We start from the raw sequence: 20,814 nt of genomic DNA on the forward strand, positions 1-20,814 counted from the left end.
TGAAATTATCTTCGTTTTTCTCACTATTTGGCCAGTTATCATCATATTTATGTTATAATAAAGATATAAGCGCCATGGATTAGAGGCTGAGATGAGGATATGGGGGGATTGGATGACAGATACAACAACAGCGGAGAGAACGCTGGAGAAGCTGAAGCCGGATGGTCGAGAGAAGAAATCCTTCTTGACGCTGCGGCAGCTGCAGCGGGTCGTTCTGCTTACGATTGGTGCCGTTCTGATGGCAGTTGCTCTTGAAATTTTTATGGTTCCCAACGGCGTCATCGACGGGGGAATTACCGGTATTTCGATTATGGTATCCAAGCTGTTCGGACTGCCGCTGGGTATCTTCCTGACGGTGCTGAATCTGCCCTTCCTGCTGCTGGGCTACAAGCAGATTGGTAAGACGTTTGCTTTTTCTACGCTTTACGCCGTTGTTTTCATGTCGATATGTACGTCCCTGCTGCACAGCGTGCCTGCATTGACACCGAATGAACCTCTGCTTGGGGCCATTTTTGGCGGTGTGGTTCTGGGGGTAGGTGTAGGACTTGTTATTCGCTCAGGGGGCTCTCTGGACGGAACGGAAATTGTGGCCATTCTGGTCAGTGAGAAGACGCCGTTCAGTGTGGGTCAGATCGTATTGGTAATCAACGTGTTCATTCTGGGAAGTGCAGGGTTTGTGTTCGGCTGGCCGAACGCACTGTATTCCATGATTGCCTACTATATCGCTATGAAAATGATTGACGTAACGATCGAAGGGATGGACCAATCGAAGTCTGTCTGGATCATTAGTGATAAATATCGTGATATTGGCGAAGCGCTCACGGACCGTCTCGGACGCGGGGTGACATACCTGAACGGAGAGGGCGGGTTCAGCGGTGATGACAAGAAAGTGATTTTCGTGGTCATTACCCGTCTGGAGGAAGCGAAGCTGAAGAGTATTGTGGAGGACTGGGATTCCCACGCCTTTGTAGCTATCGGTAATATTCACGATGTCAAAGGTGGAAGGTTTAAGAAAAAAGGGATTCATTAGCGGTTTTTCAGCCTGAATATCATTGAATAACCCGCATACGGCCTGGCCGTGTGCGGGTTATTTTTTGTTATAGTGAGCAAGAAGAACTTCCACCGGCTGCGGTGGCAGCTGTGCAAGCAGATCTCCTGTGTACGCTAACCGGGCTTCAATATTGAGCAGATGAAAATCGGTCGGCTTCACATTCCGGTGGACTTCCTCCCAGGTTAGAGGCGTAGAGACTGTGGCGTAGGTTCGGGCGCGGGGAGTGTAGGGGGCGGCCAGTGTTTTCCCGCTGTAATGCTGCAGATAATCAAAATAAATACGGTCCCCGCGGTTCTTCTTCAGTCGCTCTAAGGTGAATAGGCCCGGGTGCTTTTCAGTCACATATTGTCCTACCAGATGACCGATGCTGCGCAGCTCATCAAAGGTGATGCCGGGGCGGATCGGTACAATAATCTGAACACCGGTAGCCCCGGAGGTTTTCGGGATGGACTGGAGTCCCAGGCTGGCGAGCGTTTCGCCTACGATAGCAGCAGCCTCCATGATCCGCGGCTCTTCCTCCACAGAAGGGTCCAGGTCAATCATCCATTCGCAGGGCAGGGGACTGCCGATGGAGTGCAGGGACGGGTGAAACTCTATGGCCGCGAGATTGCCGAGCCAGAGCAGGACGGGCAGCTGATCCATGACGACATAGCGGATATCTCCATCCATCGCAGTTTTGACGAAATCCGGCAGCGGCTCAGGAGCATTTTTCTGGTAAAAGAAAGTCCCCCCTATACCATGCGGGTAGCGGATGGAGGTGAGCAGGCGGTTGCGCGTATAGGTCAACAGATAAGGGGCCAGAGCGGTCAGCTTCTGAAGATAAACAGCTTTTGTAATGCCCATCTCAGGCCAGAGCGGTTTGTCGGGATTCGTGATATCCAGCCTTTGGCCGTCGATCACAATGCTCCCTTTAACAGAACTTTTGGGCATGGGGGGCGCAGCTCCTTTCTGCATAAATCCGCATATCGAAGCGTATTTTGCGAATTTTTTAGTGCGTCAATCACAAGGGAAATTGCATCTTTTTGCAAAATTTTAAGTGAAACTTGTTTCAACTCAGGTCCAACAGATTAAATAAGGAAAAAGACAACAAAAGAATCAAACTTCGAATTGACAAGTTACACGCCGTATCTTAAAGTGGGAATATGTATACGATTCGTATCAAGGAACTGGAACAGGTTTTTATCCTATTTTCCAGATCCAGACCGCCTCACCTACACGACCTGGCTGGCCCGGGTTGCAAGGTTTCAAATGCCACTCACCAATCTGCATAAAGCCGGACCGCTGGCTCCCGGATGCAGGTCACATTCCTAATTTGGTTAAACCATGCAATATCCGTACATAAATGAATGCCAAGATGATAGCGCCAAGATGATTATATTGACTGGGAGGGGCGTACCATTGATTGATGCTCAGGGCAATCAGCTTGTATTTCTCCTATGCGTACCAAGAAGCGGAAGCTCACTGGTCACGACCATACTGCAGAATCACCGTCAGGTGTTTGCCACACAGGAAATGTGGTATCTGATGAGTCTGTACGATCTGCCTGCTGAACAGCGCCGTCCCTACGGCGGAGGAGAGATCATACATCAATTTTATAACGCAGTACTTCCCGAAACAGTTTTTGAACAAGCATCACGCAGCTTTGCAAGAGAAGTTTATAACGGTCTGATGCGAACGAGCGGCGCGACTCACGTCGTGGATAAATCCCCACGCTACTACTATCTGCTGGAATTTCTTGACCGGCTTTTCCCGCAGTCGCGAAGAGTGTGGTTGATCCGCAACCCGCTGGCGATTCTGGCATCGTACAAGAATGTTAATGCACGCTCCGGTTCATTTAACCTGAAGCAGGATCTGGAGAGCGCAGACTTTAATATGAAAATGACGGATCTGACCGCCGGGCTTTTCCGGTATTACCATTACTTTTCCACCGACAGTCCTTATATATACCGCTGCAAATATGAAACGCTTGTCGCCGAGCCGGAAGAGGAAACCCGTCGCTTGTGTAGATTCATTGGGGTTCCGTACGAGGAAGGGATCGAACGTTACGGCGATTATATGGATGGTGCCAAAGCCGAGATGTATTATAGCATGGGGGTTGGTGATCCCTATCTCAGCAAGCATCGTGAGCCGCATCAGGACTCTGTTAACAGCTGGAAGGATCGCCTTGAACCCGAGGAAATTGATGCTTACTGCCGGATTCTGGGTGCAGACATCTTTCATGAGCTGGGTTACAGCGAGGAGCTGGCGGAAGCCGAGCGGATTACCGGCCGCCATTATCAGGCTCAGCCTGATTGGGCTGTAATAACCCGTCGCGCAGAGCAGCTCCAGGCAAAAAGCGGCTGCCAATGGAAACCGCGGTATCAGATAACAACGGAAGAAGTTGACCACTGGTTAACAGATTCCATTGTTTCCGCCGAGGCCTCAAGGCCAGAAGTCTCTGGGATGCAGGATGAGGTCAGCCAGCTCCGGATTACACTTCGTGCGCTGGAGAAGCGCCTGGAGAAAAGCCACAGTGAGCAGGATCGCCTGCGAAGGCAGCTGCATCGTGTCCAGACCAAGATTGACAGAGTTAAGTCGCTGGTTCCCTTTGGCAGCCGCATCACCGGCTGGGTCTCCCAAATTGTTCAGCATCGTGAGGGAAAAGTATGAGTGCAATCACAGGATTAATCTATACAGGGAGTGAGGATGCAGGCGAGGAATTAAGGCGGCAGGGCATCCATATGATGAATACCCTAAGCAAATACCCTGCAGATGATCTTTCATCCTGGCAGCACGGTCCAGCCTTTCTCGGCTGTATGGCCCAATGGGTAACTCCGGAATCCTGCAAGGAGGAAATGCCTTACCGTCAACCGGGGAGCCGATTAACGATCACGGCAGATGCCATTATTGACAATCGTCCGGAAATGTTTGACCGTCTGGGAGTCGAGCACAGCCGCCGGCCGTCAATTGGTGATGGTGAACTCATTCTTATGGCATATGCCAAGTGGGGGGAAGAGGCGCTGCCGCTCCTGGTAGGCGACTTTGCCTTTGTCATCTGGGACGAAGTCAGACAGGTCCTGTTCGGTGCCCGAGATATGACAGGCACCCGTACCTTGTATTATCGTCAAAGCCATGACTATTTGGCCTTTAGTACGGTAATGGAACCGTTGTTCTCCATTGAGGGTTCCCGTAAACTGCTGAACCGTCAATGGCTGGCCGAGTTCCTGGCCATCCGTGATATGACTGACAGCGATGATATCCATCAGACGGTCTACCATGATATCAAGCAGCTGCCGCCTTCCTATTTCTTCAGACTTAAGGAGGGGCAGCTGCAGTTAACCCGATACGCAACGTTGGGTGACGTAAAAGAACTGCGTTTAACAACGGATCATGATTATGAGGAAGCGTTCCGCGAAGTCGTGCAGCAGGCGGTAGATGCAAGACTTCGGACGCATAAAGCTGTAAGTGTGGCGTTAAGCGGAGGGCTGGACTCGGGAACGGTAGCGAGTTATGCAGCAAGAAGCCTGGCCAGACAGAACAAACCGCTTCATGCGCTCAGTTACGTGCCTGTACCGGATTTTGTGGATTGGACGTCACACCGGTTAATCGCGGACGAATCCCCCTACATCCAGATGATGGTCAGGCATATCGGCAATATTCAGGAGAATTACCACAGCTTTGAAGAACGGAGTCCTTATTCTGAGATTGATCCCTGGCTCTCCAGTATGGAGATGCCTTACAAATTCTTTGAGAACTCATTCTGGATCCGCGGCTTTTATGAAAAAGCAGCCGAACTTGGAGCTGGTGCACTGCTGACCGGGTCAAGAGGTAATTTTACGATCTCATGGGGATCGGCTCCTGATTATTATGCCACGCTGCTTAAGCGAATGAAGTGGCTGCGGCTCAGCAGAGAGATGTCCCTGTTCAGTGGATATACGAACATCCCACGTTCCCGCCTGCTGAAAATGATCACCCGCATCGCATTCCCGAGCGCATCCGGTACACCGGCTGCGCGGCCGGGAATTCCATCGCTCATTCATCCGGATTTTGCCCGCAGCACACAGGTCCATGAGCGTATGAATGCTGCGGCCCTGGCGGCCCCCCCGCGAAATGCGGCAGAAGTCAGACAATACAAGTTCAGTAATCTGGCGATTGCCAACAAGAACGGGACGGTCGCCGCCAAAATGTCATTGACTTACGGGCTTCCTGAACGCGACCCGACGAGTGATGCCCGTGTGATCCGGTTCTGCTTGTCCGTTCCGCTCGAGCAGTATGTCCGGGATGGAAGGGACCGTGCTCTAGTCCGCCGGGCAACCGTGCAGGACCTGCCGGATGAAATCCGGCTGAATCAGCAGCGCAGGGGTGTACAGCCAGCGGATTGGCTCCACCGGATGCTGCCAGCCTGGCCTTCCTTCATCCAGGAATTGGAGGAGATGTGCCGGGATGATCGTACCGAGCAGTTTCTTCACATGGATGCTCTTCGCAAGGCACTGGAGAAGGCCCGTAAACCAAAGGCAGAGTATGCCTTTGACCCGGAGATCCGCATGCTGATGCACAGTCTGATCGTCCATCGTTTCCTGCAGGGCGTGGAGGCTTGAGATGGAGAGTTTGTATATTCTGTAAAGGAGGTGAAATCAATGCAAAAGAAAGAGTGGCAAGCTCCAGAACTGGAAGTGCTGGAAGTATCCCAGACGATGGCAGGTAAAGGTTACCACCAAATCGACTGGATCAGCGAACATGATGCTGACATGTATGACCCTAGCTAATACGAATTTATACTTAATGATTTACAACTGCGGAATCGATCACAGCTGCAGGAGTAGATGCTTGTCCTTACTCCTGCAGCCCGAATCCCGCATGACAAGAGTTTGTGAGAGGAAAAGACCCTTATGGAAAGAATCTATAAGGGTCTTTTAAATAACAGGAGGTTGGGTCATGTACGTAGATCAACGGACGGTATATGAGGCATTCGGGCTCATCATCGACAGTTCTCTTCCGCTTCCCGAGCTGCGTCTGTCTGCGGCCGCTCCTGCTGAGAGCGACGTTCGTGTGAAGGTAACGGATTGGGAGGATCCTTTATGGGATGGCTTCCCGTCAGCAGGCCCCTGCCATGAGGCTCAACAGGAAGTATTCAAATTGCAGATTCCCGGAGCTGCACGCTTCGGTGTGATAAAAGGCAAGGAAATCCTCGTAGCCCCCGCCCCCGATGAAGACCCCGATAAAACACGGCTTTACATTCTGGGCACCTGCCTTGGTGTCATTCTGATGCAGCGTCATCTCCTCCCGCTGCATGGCAGTGCGATTGCTGTAGAGGGTAGAGCTTATGCCTTTGTGGGCGATTCGGGCGCCGGGAAGTCGACCTTGGCACAAGCGCTGATTCAGGCAGGACATGGTCTGGTCAGTGATGATGTGATAGCTGTTCACTGGTCTGCGGACGGTATGCCATACGCAGAACCTGCTTACCCTCAGCAAAAGCTGTGGGAGGAGAGCTTGACAGCGTTTGGCCAGGAGACCGCCAGCCTGCGCAGTGTATTCAGCCGGGAGAGCAAGTATGCCGTCCCTGCTGCTGCCTTTTATGAGCAGCGGTTACCGTTAGCTGGCATTTTTGAACTAGTTCCAGATTCCGGGGGAGATACGCGACTGGTGCAGATCCCCCGTTTGCAGGGGATTCATACCATTATGCGGCATACCTATCGTTCCAGGCTCATTACTAAGCTGGGAAAGGACCAGTGGCATTTCGGGACGTCTGCCCGTCTGGCTGGAGCGATCCCCGTATTGCAGCTGCACAGAGGCTTGAACGGATTTACAGCAGACAGGATGAAGCATCTTGTACTGCAGCATATCGAACAGGGAAAGGGGAATGACATCCATGAAGACAGAACAACTGCGGGCAGATGAGATTATCTCCCAGAAACCGGGTACGCTGGTGAGTGACATGGACGGCGAGAAAGTGATGCTCAGCATTGATACAGGCAAGTATTATAATCTGGGGCAAACCGGTGGGCGTATCTGGGAACTGCTCGAAACGCCCAAGACCATCAGCCAGATGACCGAGATCCTTTGTGCGGAATATGAGATTGAAGCGGATAAATGCATGGAGCAGATCCGAGCTTTTGTGACCAAGCTGTCCGGAGAAGGTTTGATCATCATTGGGAAGTGATTCGATATGCTGCGCAGATTGAGACGATGGTTTTCCATGGATCGGGGCATGAAGCTGCTTGTCGTAGAAGCTTATATGTATCTGGGCTGGGCCCGTATTCTGAAGCTGCTTCCATTCTCCAGAATTGCGCCTTCTCTTGGCGAACAGCGTATGGAGACGCCTTCCTTACATTCAGCAGCGGAGGAGACCCTGCTGCTGCGGATTTCCAAAGCACTGGCCACGGCAGGCCGCTACACATTTTGGGAAAGCGAATGTCTGGTTATGGGGATTGCAGCCATGCGGATGCTGCAACGCCGCGGTGTCAGCAGTACATTATATCTGGGGACAGCCAAAGATGAGAGGGGAAAGCTGATTGCCCATGCCTGGCTGCGAAGCGGGGACCGTTACATAACAGGAGCTGACAAACTGCATCGATATACCGTTGTTCAAAGTTTTGCCAATTATGCAGGTTCATATAAGAGTGAGGGGATAAAAGGTCATGGCTGACAAGGGATTAGACATAAGCGTGGTCACGTTGGAGCTGCAGTTTATCTGTGAGCTGATCGGCAGCCGCAAAGGGTTTGACCTGCCTGGCAGAGAAGAAGTTTACCGGCATCTGAACTGGGACAGCTTTCTTGATCTGGCCAAACATCACCGGGTATATCCGAATGTGTATCAAATTCTGACTTCGTTACAGCTTGATTATGTGCCTGAGAAGGTGATGGAGGAGCTGCGTAAGGAATGCAGCAGCAATGCTTTTACCATGCTGAGGCTGGCAGCTGAGAGCGGGGAGCTCAGTGAACGATTGTCCAACGAAGGGATTCGTGTACTGGCGCTTAAGGGTCCCGTGCTGGCTCAGGAGCTGTATGGGAGCTACGCGCTGCGTACATCCAAGGACCTGGATATCCTCGTCTCGATGGACGATGCCAGACACGCGGATGCTGTTCTTAAGGAAATGGGATATGTTCCTAAAAGTGAACTGCCCCATATTTCAGTCGCATGGAAGTGGAGGGAACATCATTGGTGTTATGCCCATCCCCAGAAGAGAATTCAGGTGGAACTCCACTGGCGTCTGAATTCTGACCTTGGCAGTGAACCTGGCTTTGAAGAGCTGTGGAGCGCCCGGAAATCATGCCAGATTACAGGGAAACCGGTACATTACCTGGGAAGCGATCACTTGATCTCGTATTTGCTGTCGCACGGCTGCCGTCACGGCTGGTTCCGGCTTCGCTGGTTGAGCGATATCCAGACGCTGATTGATCATGGAACCGATTGGGAAGGCGTGGTCCGTCATCTGCAGCAGTACGGTCAGGAATTCGCAGCAGGACAGGCCATGGTGCTGTTGACGGCTTTATTCAGAACAAAGCCGCCCGCTGGAACTGAAAAGCTGATGAATGAGCGGAGCCAGCAGCTGGCTAGTGCCAGTCTGAAATTTATTATGGATCCTACGCCAATTACGCAGGCCAAACGGTCCTATTGGTCTTATTTGTTTTCGCTCAAGAGTACGAGACAGAAATCTGCATTTATCATGCTGTACCTGCTTCCAGGGCAGCGCGATGCCGCTACGATCAAGCTGCCAAGACAGCTTCATTTTATGTATTTTGTCCTGCGGCCGTTCCTGTGGGGATGGCGCCAGATTGCGATGCGGGGGGATAAAAGGGAGGCCAAAGCGTGAAGGCTATGCAATTTTATCTTAAAAAGCTGTACAGCGTGACAGGCTCCAGACTGCTGCTTAATATGCTGCTGATGATTATTATCAGTGTAGTTGAAGGCTTCAGCATCTATATGCTGATTCCGATGCTGGGAGTCATCGGTTTATTTGGCAGCGCGTCCGGCAGTTATTCACTGCCTCTCTTATCCGGCGTGATGGACAGCATATCCGGCATCCTGAATCTTCCTGTAGTGCTTGGTCTCTTCGTCGTACTGCTGGCCGGCCAGGCCTTTCTTCAGCGTTATCAGTCCATTATGAATACCACCATTCAGCAGCGCTTTATCCAGACCCTGCGGTATGAGACCTATAAAGGGATCCTGCAGTCGCGCTGGAGCTTTTTTTTGCAGAAACGCAAGTCGGATTTCATACATATGCTGACGACCGAAATCGCCAGAATCAGTCAGGGGACCACCGTCTTCCTGTCTCTGACTTCATCGCTCGTGTTTACCCTGATACAGATCGGGCTGGCCTTCTGGTTGTCTGCGAAGCTGACAGCTCTCGTTATCGCGAGCGGATTGATTATTTTCCTCGTACTGCGCCGTTATGTGAAGAAGGCGAAGAAACTCGGGGATCAGACCTCGGAACTCTCTCTCGTGTATATGGGCGGGATCACTGACCATCTTAACGGGATTAAGGATATCAAGAGCAACATGCTCGAAACCTCACATACGAACTGGTTCAAGCAAATGGCCGGACGGCTCGAGGAGAACACGGTACAATTCGTGAAGCTGAACTCCAAGACACAGTTCATTCACCGTATGACCGCCGCATTCCTCGTTGCTGCTTTCATCTACGTTTCGATTGAGCTCCTGAAGATCGGTCCGGAACGATTAATCCTGATGATTATCATTTTCTCCAGACTATGGCCGCGGTTTACTTCAATTCAGTCAGGTCTGGAATATATCGTATCGATGATCCCGGCATTTCATTCCCTTATGGGACTGCAGCGTGAATGCGCCGAGGCGCAGGAGCCGGTGCTGATTCAAGGCGGCAGCCGGGTCCTGAAACAGGAGTTCACGCTCAACAAGGAGATTCAATGCAAGCAGCTTAATTACAGCTATCCCGAAGCTTCAGCCCAGGCGCTTCAGGATATTAATATCCGTATTCCAGCACATGGCATTACGGCTATAGTAGGCAAGTCCGGTGCCGGCAAAAGCACACTGATCGATCTCGTGATGGGATTGATTGAGCCGGAGAGCGGCAGGATTGTTGTGGACGGTGTACCGCTCTCGGGGGATAACCGGCTGCTGTGGCGCAGCTGTATCAGCTACGTGCCGCAGGATCCGTTCCTGTTCCATACCACCATTCGCGAGAATTTGCTTCTGTCTGCTCCGGGAGCGACGGAGGAGGAGATGTGGGAGGCGCTGTCCTTCTCGGCATCGGACGAATTTGTCAGGCAGCTGCCGCAAGGCCTGGATACGGTCGTGGGGGACCGGGGAATCCGCTTATCTGGTGGAGAACGGCAGCGGATTGTGCTGGCCCGGGCTATTCTGCGTAAGCCTTCCGTTCTTGTACTGGATGAGGCGACCAGCGCGCTTGACAGCGAGAATGAGAAGAAGATTCAGGAAGCACTGTATCGCCTGCGCGGCAGTCTGACCCTTATCGTAATCGCCCACCGTCTGTCGACCATTCGTCATGCCGACCAGGTCATTGTGATGGAAGGCGGACGTGTTATGCAGCAGGGAGGCTATCAGCAGTTGTCCGATGAGAGCCAGGGGGCTTTCAGCCGGCTGCTGTCCTATCAGACCGAAGTTAACTAGAACAAAGAGCAGGCCTCTAAGAGGTCTGCTCTTTGTAAATTAATCTTTATACGTTCGTCCTGCAAAGCCCTTCTGAATCAAGAATTGAATCAGCTGATCCACGGATTCCTGCAGGGACGTATGCTCGGTATCAATGACCATTTCCGGCTCAACCGGAATATCATAAGGGGCGGAAATACCGGTGAATTCCGGAATTTCGCCTTTTCTGGCTTTGACGTAGAGTCCCTTCGGATCTCTTTTCTCACATTCTTCGAGTGAGCATTTCACATAAACCTCGGCAAACTGCTCGGGTCCTACAATATTCCGAACCATTTCGCGGTCCTGGGCATGAGGAGAAATGAAGGCCGACAGGACAATCATCCCGGCATCCGTGAATAAGCGGGACATTTCGGCAATCCTGCGCAGGTTCTCTTTCCGGTCCGCTTCACTGAAGCCCAGGTCTCCGTTAAGACCATGGCGGACGTTGTCTCCGTCCAGAACATAGGAAAAAATACCGCGGTCAAATAACTCGCGTTCGAGCGCAAATGCCAGCGTCGATTTCCCCGAACCCGACAGACCAGTGAACCATATGACACAGCTGCCATGGCCATTGCGTTCCTCACGTTCCTTCCGGTCCACCTTGGAAGCATGCCAGGTCAGATTACGTTCACGTTGGATCATGCCGAATCACCTCTTTTACCTTGAATATAACACACTTGCAAGCGATTAACTAACCCTTTTCTTCATTATATTAGGCTTTGGGCTTGGTGGTGCGTCGTTTCGGCTTCGAAGCGGGAGCTGTTCCTCCTGCGGCTGCTTCAAGACCATTCTCGGCCTTCTTCCGCGCCGCTCGCTTCTTGGGTGCAGGAGCTTGCGTTCCAGGATCGGTGCCAATCGGACGGACCGCCTCGATGCTGGCCTGCAGGGCAGCCATCAGATCTACGACATTGCTCTCCGGCTTGGCCGGGGCAATCCGGATGTCTTCTCCCGCCACTTTGTGGTTGATCAGATCCAGCAGGCGTTCCCTGTAATCATCCGTATACTTCCCGGGCTCAAACGGCGTGGAGAGCTGTTCGATCAGCATTTTAGCCATTGTCAGCTCCTTCTCGTTGACTTCGGTCTGACCCGGAAGGTTAGGGACCTGGGCGACAGGACGGATCTCATCCGGATAGAAGATCGTCTCGATGGCCAGACATTCATCCAGAACGCGAATGGCTGCGAGGCTGCTCTTGGAACGGATGGAGATTTTGGCAATCCCGATCTTGCCCGTATCCCGCATGGCCGTCAAGAGAAGCTGGTAGGCATTACCGCCGGCCTGATCGGGGGAAAGATAGTAGGTTTTTTGAAAATAAATCGGGTCAATATCCTTTAAATCCACAAAATCGAGAATCGTTATGTTCTTGTTCGCCTGTTCGTTCAGCTGGTCCAGCTCCTCCTTCTCGAACATGACAAATTTACCTTTCTCGTACTCGTATCCGCGCCCGATCTCTTCCCATTCCACTTCCTTCTCACAGGAAGGACATTTTCTTACATAAGCGAGCGGGCTGCCGCAGGCTTTATGAATGTAGCGCATAGATATATCTTTGTCCTCGGTGGCCGAGAACATCTTAACAGGAACGTGTACGAGTCCGAAGCTGATTGCTCCTTTCCAGACTGTATGCATCCATATCGACTCCTTGTCAGGCAGATTGTGCAGGACTCGCAGCCTGCAGTTGAAGTTATTATGCACATAGCAGGCTTGTTTTCATCAGCAATGGCAGATTTCTATATAAACGGTGTTGAAACCATATATGCTTCACCCAGGTGCATGATCTCCGGCAGGCATGGTCATCTTAACGATATGGAACAGGTTATGCGTTTCATTCGAAGGATGGAGGTAGGCAGATTGAGAAGAATTCGCTGGGAGCGCACCCGTCGGCAGTGGGTATCCCCATCAGAGGGTGAGGAGCATGCGTCACCGCCTGAATTTATGGCAAGCCATGAGCTGCCTGATGAAGCAACGGATGCCGTGGATGTGAACTGGGAAGCCTTGACCGCCCGCGAGGAGGAACAGCTGGCTCCTGAATTTCTGTCCTTCGATGTGGACCGGATGGTTAACGAGGGACTTGGCGGAGGTCAAGTGACACAGGACAACGGTTATATTGGAGACAGTACGACAGACGCCCTGTTTGCGGATGAACAAGATCAGAAAGGATGAGAAGGTATGGATGTGAAGCGCGCCAAAGCAATCTATGAAGCAAAAGATAACATCCCGGTACGCCTGGAAGGCAAGCCGATCTGGATTGAGCATGTGGATGAAGCCAATGGAATGGCCACGGTTCAATTGGGTAACAACCCGCTGGACACTCATACGGTGCGGGTAGATCGTCTTGAGGAAGTTCATAAGCTGCAATAGCGGACAGATCGTGCGGGATGCAGCCAGAATCGCGAGTTTCTTCATTAGAAGAGGAACTCGCGATTTTTGTATTTGCCGACAAGATGCAGGATAAGCTGGCTTGCGGCACAGCGGAGGGACCGATATAATTAAGGTCAAGTCGTAGTAAGGCCGAGATGGGCCGAGAGGTGGGTAAAACTTGGACAACCAAACAGAACAATGGGAGTTCCATTCGAACAGTGAGGCACAGACCGAGACACTGGCAGCAGCACTGGCACATCTGGCTGTACCGGGCAGCCTCATTACGCTGGATGGAGATCTTGGAGCGGGAAAGACCGCCTTTTCCAAGGCATTTGCCAAGCATCTCGGTGTACCCGGGATTGTGAACAGTCCAACGTTTACACTGATCAAAGAATATGAAGGCAGACTGCCGTTATACCATATGGATGTATACAGGATATCGCAGGATGAAGCGGAAGGTCTGGGACTCGATGAGTATTTCTTCGGGACAGGCGTGAGCCTTGTGGAGTGGGCGAGCATCATTCCCGATCTGCTGCCGCCGCAGCGTCTGGAGCTGAAGATCGAGACGTTGGGGCCAGAGCAGCGGATTATCCGCCTTATAGGTTATGGCGAGCCTTACCTGCAGTGGTGCCGCAGTCTGGCTGAGAATGGAGTATAAATGAATGCAGAACGAACAGGATCAGCCGCGTCAGCGGTTTTTGGCGCTGGATACGGCAACCCATATGCTGGCCTCCGCCCTGATGGACGGAGAGAAGGTAGCAGCAGAAATCAATACGAGTGCAGAACGGAACCAGTCGGTTCATGTCGTTCCTGTACTGCAGCGGCTTCTATCTGATCAAGGACTGAGCCGGTCCGATATCCATGGACTGGCTGTTGGCGTCGGACCGGGCTCCTATACCGGGATCCGCATTGCCGTGACCGCTGCGAAAACATTAGCTTGGGCATGGAAGGTGCCGGTTGTTGGTGTATCCAGTCTGCAGGCTATAGCTTGGGGAGCACAGACGAAACACGAGGACAGCAGGGGGAATGAGGCTGAATCTGCGAGAGTCTGGATTGTGCCGATGATGGATGCTAGAAGAGGACAGGCCTATACTTCCCTGTTCGCAGCAGGGAGAAACGGAGAGAAGCCGTCTCGTCTGGAGGATGACGGGATCCGGCTGATGAGTGACTGGCTCTCCCAGCTTCATGCCCGGGTATGTGAAGCCGGTCCTGCGGATCAGCCTGCAGCAATCTGGCTGGTAGGTGAGCCGGGCACGTATGGATCTATGGCAGAAGAAATGAACTTCCCTATCCCGGTCGCGGCCGTTCCATACGAACTGGAGGGACGCTGGATCGGGAAGCTGGGAGCGGAGCGGCTGCTGCGCGGCGAGTCGGATGAATATCACGAGCTGATTCCGAATTACACCCAGCTGTCCGAAGCGGAAGCTAATTTGCTTCGCAAGCGCTGAAGGGAGAGAGCGGAATGGAGCAGCATATAGAGGAGAGGGGCGAATTGGTTTTCCGGATGATGAGGCTGGAGGATATTCCGGATGTACTGGTCATCGAAGAGGAATCCTTTACGCTTCCATGGACTCAGGAGGCTTTTCGCAATGAATTGACGAACAATCATTTTGCCCGCTACATGATTATGGAGCTGGATCATCAGCCTATCGGGTATGCAGGCATGTGGACGATTATGGATGAAGCTCATATTACCAATATTGCGGTTCGGACAGCTTACCGGGGACGCAAGCTGGGCGAACGCCTGCTGGATGAACTGATGCGCACAGCTGCCTATATGGGTATGGTCAGAATGACATTAGAGGTACGGGTATCCAACCATGTGGCCCAGGGACTTTATGAGAAAAAAGGGTTCAGACCCGCAGGGCTGCGCAAAGGCTACTATTCGGATAATAACGAGGACGCCATGATTATGTGGGCGGATCTGGAGCCGGCTGGCGACAGAGAGGAAGGAAGAGCATAATAAATGATAGACAAGCATAAGGGGAACGGCATAACTCAAGAGCCATGCTACATCTTAGCGGTGGAGACCAGCTGTGATGAGACAGCAGTTGCCGTCGTGAAGGATGGCAGAGAGGTCCTGTCAAACCTCATTTCCAGTCAGATTGAGACCCATAAGGCTTTTGGCGGTGTAGTACCGGAAGTCGCTTCACGCAAGCATGTGGAGAGTATTACTTACATGCTGGAGGAAGCGGTGGAGAAGTCTGGAATTACGCACGATCAATTGTCGGCCGTTGCGGTTACGCAGGGACCGGGCCTTGTAGGAGCACTGCTTGTGGGAATTGTCGCTGCCAAAACCTTAGCCATGGCATGGGATAAACCCTTAATCGGTACACACCATATTGCCGGGCATATTTATGCCAACCGGCTCGTCCAGGAGATCGAATATCCAAGTCTCGCACTGGTTGTGTCGGGCGGTCATACGGAACTTGTTCTGCTGGAAGCCGAAGGCCAGTTTAAGGTCATTGGTGCAACGAGGGATGATGCTGTAGGCGAAGCCTATGATAAAGTTGCGCGGGCGCTAGGTTTTCCTTATCCGGGGGGGCCGCACGTCGACAAGATGGCTTTGGAGTCGGAAGAAGCGGTTCAACTGCCGCGGGTGTGGCTGGAGCCCGATTCTTACGATTTCAGCTTGAGCGGATTGAAGTCAGCAGTCTTGAATGTGGTAAACCAGACCAGCATGCGCGGAGAAAACCTGAACAAAGGCGCGGTAGCGCGCGGGTTTCAGGAATCGGTCATCGAGGTGCTGGTCGAGAAGGCGGTCCGCGCTATGCGGGAGTTTGGCTGCCGTCAGCTTCTGCTGTGCGGCGGTGTGGCGGCCAATCGCGGACTGCGCGCAGCGCTGAAGGAGCGCTGTGAGCGGGAGAACCTGCCGCTGCTGATCCCGCCGCATCATTATTGTACCGATAATGCGGCTATGATTGGGGCTGCTGCTTATCTAAAGTGGAAGCAGAGCGAATTTACAGACCTCGATATGAAGGCAGAACCGGGCCTTTCACTTGAAGGCTGGTCTCTAGAGAAGCAAAGATATAAGTAAGACATTTAACCTGGTTTCCTCCTGGGAGGGAACCAGGTTTTTTGTATAGAAGCTGTGCATTGCCCCTTCGAATTGGAGAGGATATCTATGTTGGTCTTCATAAAAGTGTAATAGATTGGGGAAAAACGAAAAGACGTTATTGTCAAGCTGTGCACAAACTTATCCACATATCCAGTATATAATGGGGATAAGTTATGGAAAAGGCTGTTTATCATACTTTTAAGATAGATGTAAAATTGTTCATGACGTGAATAATTAGCGTAAGGAAGAAATGTGGATAATGTGGATAAATAAGTGGATAAAATTGTTAAACATCTTTTTTTAGCGATATAACGACAAAAAAATGGCCGCGCGGGCCATTTTTCGTCTCTTTCCAGCCGGTTTTTCTGTGGATAAACCTGTGGCTAACTAACTTGTGTGAATTATGAATATTTTATGAACGATAAAATCTTTAATTTTCGACAGCTAACTGCTCCCAGGCTTCATAGGTTTCTGACAGCCTGGATTTTAATCCATCAAGCTCAGCCTGAATTTCCTGGAGAACCGTATAATCCTGATAAACTTCAGGCAGTGCCATCTTGACTTCAAGACCGGCGATCTCATCCTCCAGTCTGGCGATTTCATTCTCCAGATTCTCCAGCTTGCGCTGGCGGCTGCGTTCTTCACGCTTGGCTTGTTTATCCGCTTCATAGGAAGCTGCACCATTATTTTTATCGACCTGGACTGTGGAAGAAGCTGCTGCACGTGCTGCGGTTGGCGCTTCCGCCTGGGCTTCCCGTGCGATATCTTCAAGCTCCTGTTTTTTGGCCGTATAATCATCATAGTTTCCTAGGAAATGCTCAACCCCATCCGGGTGAAGCTCAATGATACGCTCGGCCATCTTGTTGAGGAAATAACGGTCATGGGAGATGAAGAAGAGCGTTCCTTCAAAATCAATCATCGCCGATTCCAGCACTTCCTTGCTGAACAAGTCGAGATGGTTCGTCGGTTCATCAAGAATCAGGACGTTAGCGCCCTCCAGCATCAGCTTGGCCAGTGATACCCGGGCCTTCTCGCCGCCGCTGAGCGCTGAAATCCGTTTGAGGACATCCTCACCACTGAACAGGAAATTACCCAGAACGGTCCGTATGCGTGCCTCCTCCAGATGCGGGAAAGCACTCCATAATTCCTCCAGCACCGTATTTTGCGGATTAAGATTCGATTGCTCCTGATCATAGAAGCCGATCCGGATCTTGCTGCCCCACTGGATCGTACCCGTGGCCGGCTTCATCGTACCTGTAAGACATTTGAGCAGGGTAGACTTGCCGATACCGTTAGGGCCGATCAAGGCGACTGTCTCGCCGCGGCGCAGATCAAACGTAACATGACGGAACAGCGTACGGTCGGTGAACGCAACTGACAAATCACTCACATGGACGACTTCCTTACCGGACATGAATTCGGGCTCAAACGCAAAATGAGCTTTCTTCAGCTCGCCCATGGGCTTGTCGAGGCGTTCCATTTTATCAAGCGCTTTACGCCGGCTCTGTGCCCGCTTGGTCGTGGAAGCGCGTACCAGATTGCGCTGAATAAATGCCTCCATCCGTGCAATTTCATCCTGCTGCTTCTCAAACTGCTTCATCTGTGATTCATATTCCGCAGCTTTCAAATCAATATAACGGCTGTAGTTGCCCGTGTATTTGGTTGAACGGTGACGCTCAATCTCGACAATGTTATTCACCAGGCGGTCCAGGAAGTACCGGTCATGGGATACAACCAGCAGGGCGCCGGAGTAAGCACGCAGATAATCTTCCAGCCAGGTCAGGGTCGCGATGTCGAGATGGTTGGTCGGTTCGTCGAGCATGAGAAGATCGGGCGCCAACAGCAAAATCCGTGCAAGGGCAAGCCGGGTCCGCTGACCGCCGCTCAGTGTGGAGATCGGAGTATCCGGTGCAAAGTCACCAAAACCCATCCCGTGCAGCACACTGCGGATCCGGGTTTCCATCTCGTATCCGCCTTTGTCCTTAAACCAGTCGGAACGTTTGGCGTAGCGCTCAAGCAATTCTTCGTATTTCTTGCTGTTCTCCATGGATGCGGGGTCGGCAATCTGCTGTTCCATCCGGCGAAGCTCTGCTTCGGTCTCAATCAGATGGCTGAACACGAGCAGCATTTCTTCCCAGATCGTACGGTCTGAGTTCAAACCGCTGTTCTGGGCCAGGTATCCGATTGTGGTTTCTTTGGATTTGAAAATTTGGCCTCCGTCATAAGACATCTCGCCGGCGAGAATTTTGAGCAGGGTAGATTTGCCTGCTCCGTTGACGCCTACCAGTCCGATCCGGTCCCTTTCCAGAACCTGAAGACTGACGCCATCAAGAATGCGGTCAATTCCGTAAGTTTTGATAATGCCTGTAGCTTGCAGCAGCATAACTCTATTTATCCTCCATCTACTTTATAGCTTTCTATTCATTATGTATCCAACTGGGGATGACCCGTGGATTTCCTTAATTTCAGTGTACATGAAAACACGCCGCAATGCACAAAAAGGAAGCTGCAATCCCCGGTCTGGTAGTGTTTTTGCATAATCAATGATAAACTAGTGTAAGAAGAATCAGAGCCGGGATCAAGGTGCAGAGACGCTAGGTCCGGCTTGATGACATTGGTGTACTTGATCAGCTCAATCTGGATTAAGTATGATGAAGGATTACAGAACATAAGACATAAATTTACAGACAAATAGATGTTTCGGCCGGGAGGAATTTGGGTATATGGTCCGGGATATTAAAAAAATGCTGCGACAGCAGATGACGGCACTCAGAGACAGGCAGGATGCGAACCGCAGGTTTGAGGCGTCGGTCAGGGCCTGCAGGCATGCGATAACAGCATGGGAGCAATTTCGCAGTCAATCCGGTCAAGACCGGATGATTCTGTTCAGCTACCTGTCCTTTCGCAGTGAGGCCCAGACCCAGACGCTGATCGAGCACTGCTGGGAACAGGGAGATATTGTGCTTGCACCGCGGATTACTGAGCAGCAGGGCATGCTTGAACTGCACAGAATACGCAGCGGCCATGACGTGACCCCGGGGCGCTGGAACATACCGGAACCATCAGTTGAAGCGCCGATATGGCCGTCCTCCGATTATCCGGAGATCGACTGGATACTGGTACCGGGTCTAGCCTTCGATCACTGCGGCGGCCGAATCGGCTATGGCGGGGGATATTATGACCGCTTTGCGGAGAAGCTCAGAAACATGCCCACTGCGACCCTGGTTAAGCAGCCGGTATTTGCGGCTCTCATCCTGCCGGGACAGCTCATGGAGCACGAAATGCTCCCCATGGAACCCTTTGACCTTCGGGTTGACTTGCTTTTTACAGAAGAAGGAATGATTCGGACGGAGAAGAGGGTGTGAGAACGATCGAGAACTTTACGCATTTTAATGAACAGGGACGCGCCCGCATGGTGGACATTTCGGGCAAGGACCTGACGGTCCGGACTGCGGCAGCGGTATCCAAGGTCGTTATGCATCCAGATACGCTCAAAGCCATCAAACAGGGCGGTATCAGCAAAGGAGATGTGCTCGCTGTTGCGCAAATTGCGGGTATTCAGGGTGCCAAGAGAACGTCAGACTGGATCCCGATGTGCCATCCGCTCCCTTTGACCGGCGTTAATATTACATTCGGCGATAACGAAGAGGATGAATTGTATATCCGTGCCGAGGTTAAGACAGAAGGTAAAACAGGTGTTGAGATGGAAGCTTTGACGGCTGCTTCTGCGGCTGCGCTGACCGTCTACGATATGTGCAAAGCCCTGCAGAAGGATATGATCATCGGCCCGACCCTGCTGGAGTCGAAGACAGGCGGCAAGAATGGGGACTTTGTGCGGGATCAGAATAAATAATGATAATACAGCACGCAGGCATTACCCTGCTGTGCTTACCATAGGAGAAGGGTGATCAAATGGTGTGGAGAACGGCGATTCTGACAGCCAGTGATAAGGGAGCGCGGGGAGAACGGGAAGATACGAGCGCACAGGTTATCCGGGAACTGGTGGAAGAGGAGCTCGGCGGTGAGATTGTGGAATACCGGATTGTTCCAGATGAACCGGATGAGATTATAGCCGCATTAATTGAGATGACCGATTATTTTCATGCAGATCTTGTGCTGACCACAGGGGGGACGGATCTGGCGATTCGTGATATTACGCCAGAGGCTACCCGCCGTGTGATTGACCGGGAGGTGCCTGGAATGGCGGAAGCTATGAGGATAACGGTCATGCAGAAGAACCGTGCAGCTATGCTGTTCCGCGGTATTGTTGGTATCCGTGGCAGAAGTCTGATTGTGAACCTTCCGGGAACTCCTAAGGGCGTGCATGAGAACCTCGCTGCAATTATGGATCAGCTGCCGGAAGCCCTGCTGATGGTTACCGGACAATTCCGGGAAGATACACGAAATCTGTAGACACAATCTGATTGAATAAGTTAAGGAGGACAGGGTGATGCTGCAAACCATTGGTGCACCAGGACTGATTCTGCTTGTCATTCTGGCCCTGCTGCTGTTCGGGCCGAACAAGCTGCCTGAGCTGGGACGGGCTGTGGGGCGAACGTTCCGGGAGTTCAAGAACGGCGCCCGTGATATGATGGCGGACGATGATCCGGCTGCACGGCGCAGCGAGCGCAGTGATGTCATCGAATCCAAATCTGACGAAAGACGCAATCTGGAATAAGTGCAGCAGCGTTTGTCCTCCGGAATCCTTCACGGAGAAGGAGGGGTTCGCACGGGGAGGGATG

At 51.9% G+C, this 20,814-nt stretch carries 23 protein-coding genes; 19 read left to right on the forward strand and 4 right to left on the reverse strand.

Features of this window, described 5'->3' with window-relative positions:
• The first annotated feature begins 112 nt into the window (after nt 1–112).
• Complete coding sequence (locus Q5741_RS12475) at nt 113–1,030, forward strand: YitT family protein (RefSeq protein WP_305024422.1); 918 nt, start codon at nt 113–115, stop codon at nt 1,028–1,030.
• A gap of 57 nt (nt 1,031–1,087) precedes the next feature.
• Here Q5741_RS12475 and ligD read toward each other — a convergent pair whose 3' ends face one another.
• The gene (gene ligD / locus Q5741_RS12480; protein WP_305024423.1) at nt 1,088–1,981 is read right to left on the reverse strand and encodes a non-homologous end-joining DNA ligase; all 894 of its coding nucleotides are present in this window, start codon (nt 1,979–1,981) and stop codon (nt 1,088–1,090) included.
• 468 nt (nt 1,982–2,449) lie between these two features.
• Between ligD and Q5741_RS12485 the strand changes: the two genes are divergently transcribed.
• From Q5741_RS12485 to Q5741_RS12520, 8 genes are all read left to right on the forward strand, one after another.
• The gene (locus Q5741_RS12485) at nt 2,450–3,700 is read left to right on the forward strand and encodes a sulfotransferase (protein ID WP_305024424.1); all 1,251 of its coding nucleotides are present in this window, start codon (nt 2,450–2,452) and stop codon (nt 3,698–3,700) included.
• Entirely contained in the window at nt 3,697–5,628 is a 1,932-nt protein-coding gene (locus Q5741_RS12490; RefSeq protein WP_305024425.1) for an asparagine synthase-related protein, read from the forward strand. The genes Q5741_RS12485 and Q5741_RS12490 overlap by 4 nt, the downstream gene beginning before the upstream one ends.
• 39 nt (nt 5,629–5,667) lie before the next feature.
• Nucleotides 5,668–5,796 (forward strand): paeninodin family lasso peptide, encoded by a 129-nt coding sequence (locus Q5741_RS12495; RefSeq protein ID WP_305024426.1) that lies wholly within the window; start codon nt 5,668–5,670, stop codon nt 5,794–5,796.
• Between the two features lie 169 nt (nt 5,797–5,965).
• A complete protein-coding gene (locus tag Q5741_RS12500) occupies nt 5,966–6,928 on the forward strand; it encodes a phosphoenolpyruvate carboxykinase (ATP) (protein ID WP_305024427.1) in 963 nt (320 codons plus the stop codon).
• Nucleotides 6,900–7,190 carry a lasso peptide biosynthesis PqqD family chaperone gene (locus tag Q5741_RS12505; RefSeq protein ID WP_305024428.1) on the forward strand — a complete coding sequence of 97 codons (291 nt, stop codon included), beginning with the start codon at nt 6,900–6,902 and terminating at the stop codon, nt 7,188–7,190. The genes Q5741_RS12500 and Q5741_RS12505 overlap by 29 nt, the downstream gene beginning before the upstream one ends.
• A 6-nt stretch (nt 7,191–7,196) precedes the next feature.
• Nucleotides 7,197–7,676 (forward strand): lasso peptide biosynthesis B2 protein, encoded by a 480-nt coding sequence (locus tag Q5741_RS12510; RefSeq protein WP_305024429.1) that lies wholly within the window; start codon nt 7,197–7,199, stop codon nt 7,674–7,676.
• Nucleotides 7,669–8,844, forward strand: coding sequence for a nucleotidyltransferase domain-containing protein (locus Q5741_RS12515; RefSeq protein WP_305024430.1), 1,176 nt, complete (start codon nt 7,669–7,671; stop codon nt 8,842–8,844). Before Q5741_RS12510 ends, Q5741_RS12515 begins: the two co-directional genes overlap by 8 nt.
• Nucleotides 8,841–10,640, forward strand: a complete 1,800-nt coding sequence (locus Q5741_RS12520; RefSeq protein WP_305024431.1) for an ABC transporter ATP-binding protein — start codon at nt 8,841–8,843, stop codon at nt 10,638–10,640. Before Q5741_RS12515 ends, Q5741_RS12520 begins: the two co-directional genes overlap by 4 nt.
• A gap of 39 nt (nt 10,641–10,679) precedes the next feature.
• On the opposite strand, the gene cysC is transcribed toward Q5741_RS12520, so the two are convergent.
• On the reverse strand, nt 10,680–11,297 hold the full coding sequence (gene cysC, locus Q5741_RS12525; RefSeq protein ID WP_407074358.1) for an adenylyl-sulfate kinase: 618 nt from the start codon (nt 11,295–11,297) through the stop codon (nt 10,680–10,682).
• Nucleotides 11,298–11,370: 73 nt separating this feature from the next.
• On the reverse strand, nt 11,371–12,282 hold the full coding sequence (gene ku, locus Q5741_RS12530) for a non-homologous end joining protein Ku (RefSeq protein ID WP_305024433.1): 912 nt from the start codon (nt 12,280–12,282) through the stop codon (nt 11,371–11,373).
• 222 nt (nt 12,283–12,504) lie between these two features.
• On the opposite strand from ku, the gene Q5741_RS12535 reads away from it, so the two are divergent.
• The 6 genes from Q5741_RS12535 to tsaD all read left to right on the forward strand — a co-directional run bounded on the left by Q5741_RS12535 (nt 12,505) and on the right by tsaD (nt 16,051).
• Complete coding sequence (locus tag Q5741_RS12535) at nt 12,505–12,816, forward strand: hypothetical protein (RefSeq protein WP_305024550.1); 312 nt, start codon at nt 12,505–12,507, stop codon at nt 12,814–12,816.
• Between the two features lie 6 nt (nt 12,817–12,822).
• Complete coding sequence (locus Q5741_RS12540) at nt 12,823–13,014, forward strand: H-type small acid-soluble spore protein (protein ID WP_305024434.1); 192 nt, start codon at nt 12,823–12,825, stop codon at nt 13,012–13,014.
• Between the two features lie 178 nt (nt 13,015–13,192).
• Nucleotides 13,193–13,672 carry a tRNA (adenosine(37)-N6)-threonylcarbamoyltransferase complex ATPase subunit type 1 TsaE gene (gene tsaE, locus Q5741_RS12545; RefSeq protein WP_305024435.1) on the forward strand — a complete coding sequence of 160 codons (480 nt, stop codon included), beginning with the start codon at nt 13,193–13,195 and terminating at the stop codon, nt 13,670–13,672.
• Between the two features lie 4 nt (nt 13,673–13,676).
• Complete coding sequence (tsaB, locus tag Q5741_RS12550; RefSeq protein WP_305024436.1) at nt 13,677–14,462, forward strand: tRNA (adenosine(37)-N6)-threonylcarbamoyltransferase complex dimerization subunit type 1 TsaB; 786 nt, start codon at nt 13,677–13,679, stop codon at nt 14,460–14,462.
• Nucleotides 14,463–14,476: 14 nt separating this feature from the next.
• A complete protein-coding gene (gene rimI / locus Q5741_RS12555) occupies nt 14,477–14,977 on the forward strand; it encodes a ribosomal protein S18-alanine N-acetyltransferase (protein WP_305024437.1) in 501 nt (166 codons plus the stop codon).
• A gap of 3 nt (nt 14,978–14,980) precedes the next feature.
• On the forward strand, nt 14,981–16,051 hold the full coding sequence (tsaD, locus tag Q5741_RS12560; RefSeq protein ID WP_305024438.1) for a tRNA (adenosine(37)-N6)-threonylcarbamoyltransferase complex transferase subunit TsaD: 1,071 nt from the start codon (nt 14,981–14,983) through the stop codon (nt 16,049–16,051).
• A 451-nt stretch (nt 16,052–16,502) separates the two neighbouring features.
• Here tsaD and Q5741_RS12565 read toward each other — a convergent pair whose 3' ends face one another.
• Nucleotides 16,503–18,455 carry an ABC-F family ATP-binding cassette domain-containing protein gene (locus Q5741_RS12565; protein ID WP_305024439.1) on the reverse strand — a complete coding sequence of 651 codons (1,953 nt, stop codon included), beginning with the start codon at nt 18,453–18,455 and terminating at the stop codon, nt 16,503–16,505.
• Nucleotides 18,456–18,795: 340 nt separating this feature from the next.
• Here Q5741_RS12565 and Q5741_RS12570 point away from each other — a divergent pair, with 340 nt between their 5' ends.
• From Q5741_RS12570 to Q5741_RS12585, 4 genes are read left to right on the forward strand one after another with little or no spacing between them, the layout of a single operon-like run.
• Nucleotides 18,796–19,437 (forward strand): 5-formyltetrahydrofolate cyclo-ligase, encoded by a 642-nt coding sequence (locus Q5741_RS12570; RefSeq protein WP_305024440.1) that lies wholly within the window; start codon nt 18,796–18,798, stop codon nt 19,435–19,437.
• 5 nt (nt 19,438–19,442) lie between these two features.
• Nucleotides 19,443–19,925: a cyclic pyranopterin monophosphate synthase MoaC gene (moaC, locus tag Q5741_RS12575; RefSeq protein WP_305024540.1), complete on the forward strand. Its 483-nt coding sequence runs from the start codon at nt 19,443–19,445 to the stop codon at nt 19,923–19,925.
• Between the two features lie 59 nt (nt 19,926–19,984).
• Nucleotides 19,985–20,485: a MogA/MoaB family molybdenum cofactor biosynthesis protein gene (locus Q5741_RS12580; protein WP_305024441.1), complete on the forward strand. Its 501-nt coding sequence runs from the start codon at nt 19,985–19,987 to the stop codon at nt 20,483–20,485.
• A 40-nt stretch (nt 20,486–20,525) separates the two neighbouring features.
• Nucleotides 20,526–20,750, forward strand: a complete 225-nt coding sequence (locus Q5741_RS12585; protein ID WP_305024541.1) for a twin-arginine translocase TatA/TatE family subunit — start codon at nt 20,526–20,528, stop codon at nt 20,748–20,750.
• The last annotated feature ends 64 nt before the right edge of the window (nt 20,751–20,814 follow it).

Source organism: Paenibacillus lacisoli (genome assembly GCF_030580655.1).
GTDB lineage: Bacteria > Bacillota > Bacilli > Paenibacillales > Paenibacillaceae > Paenibacillus > Paenibacillus lacisoli.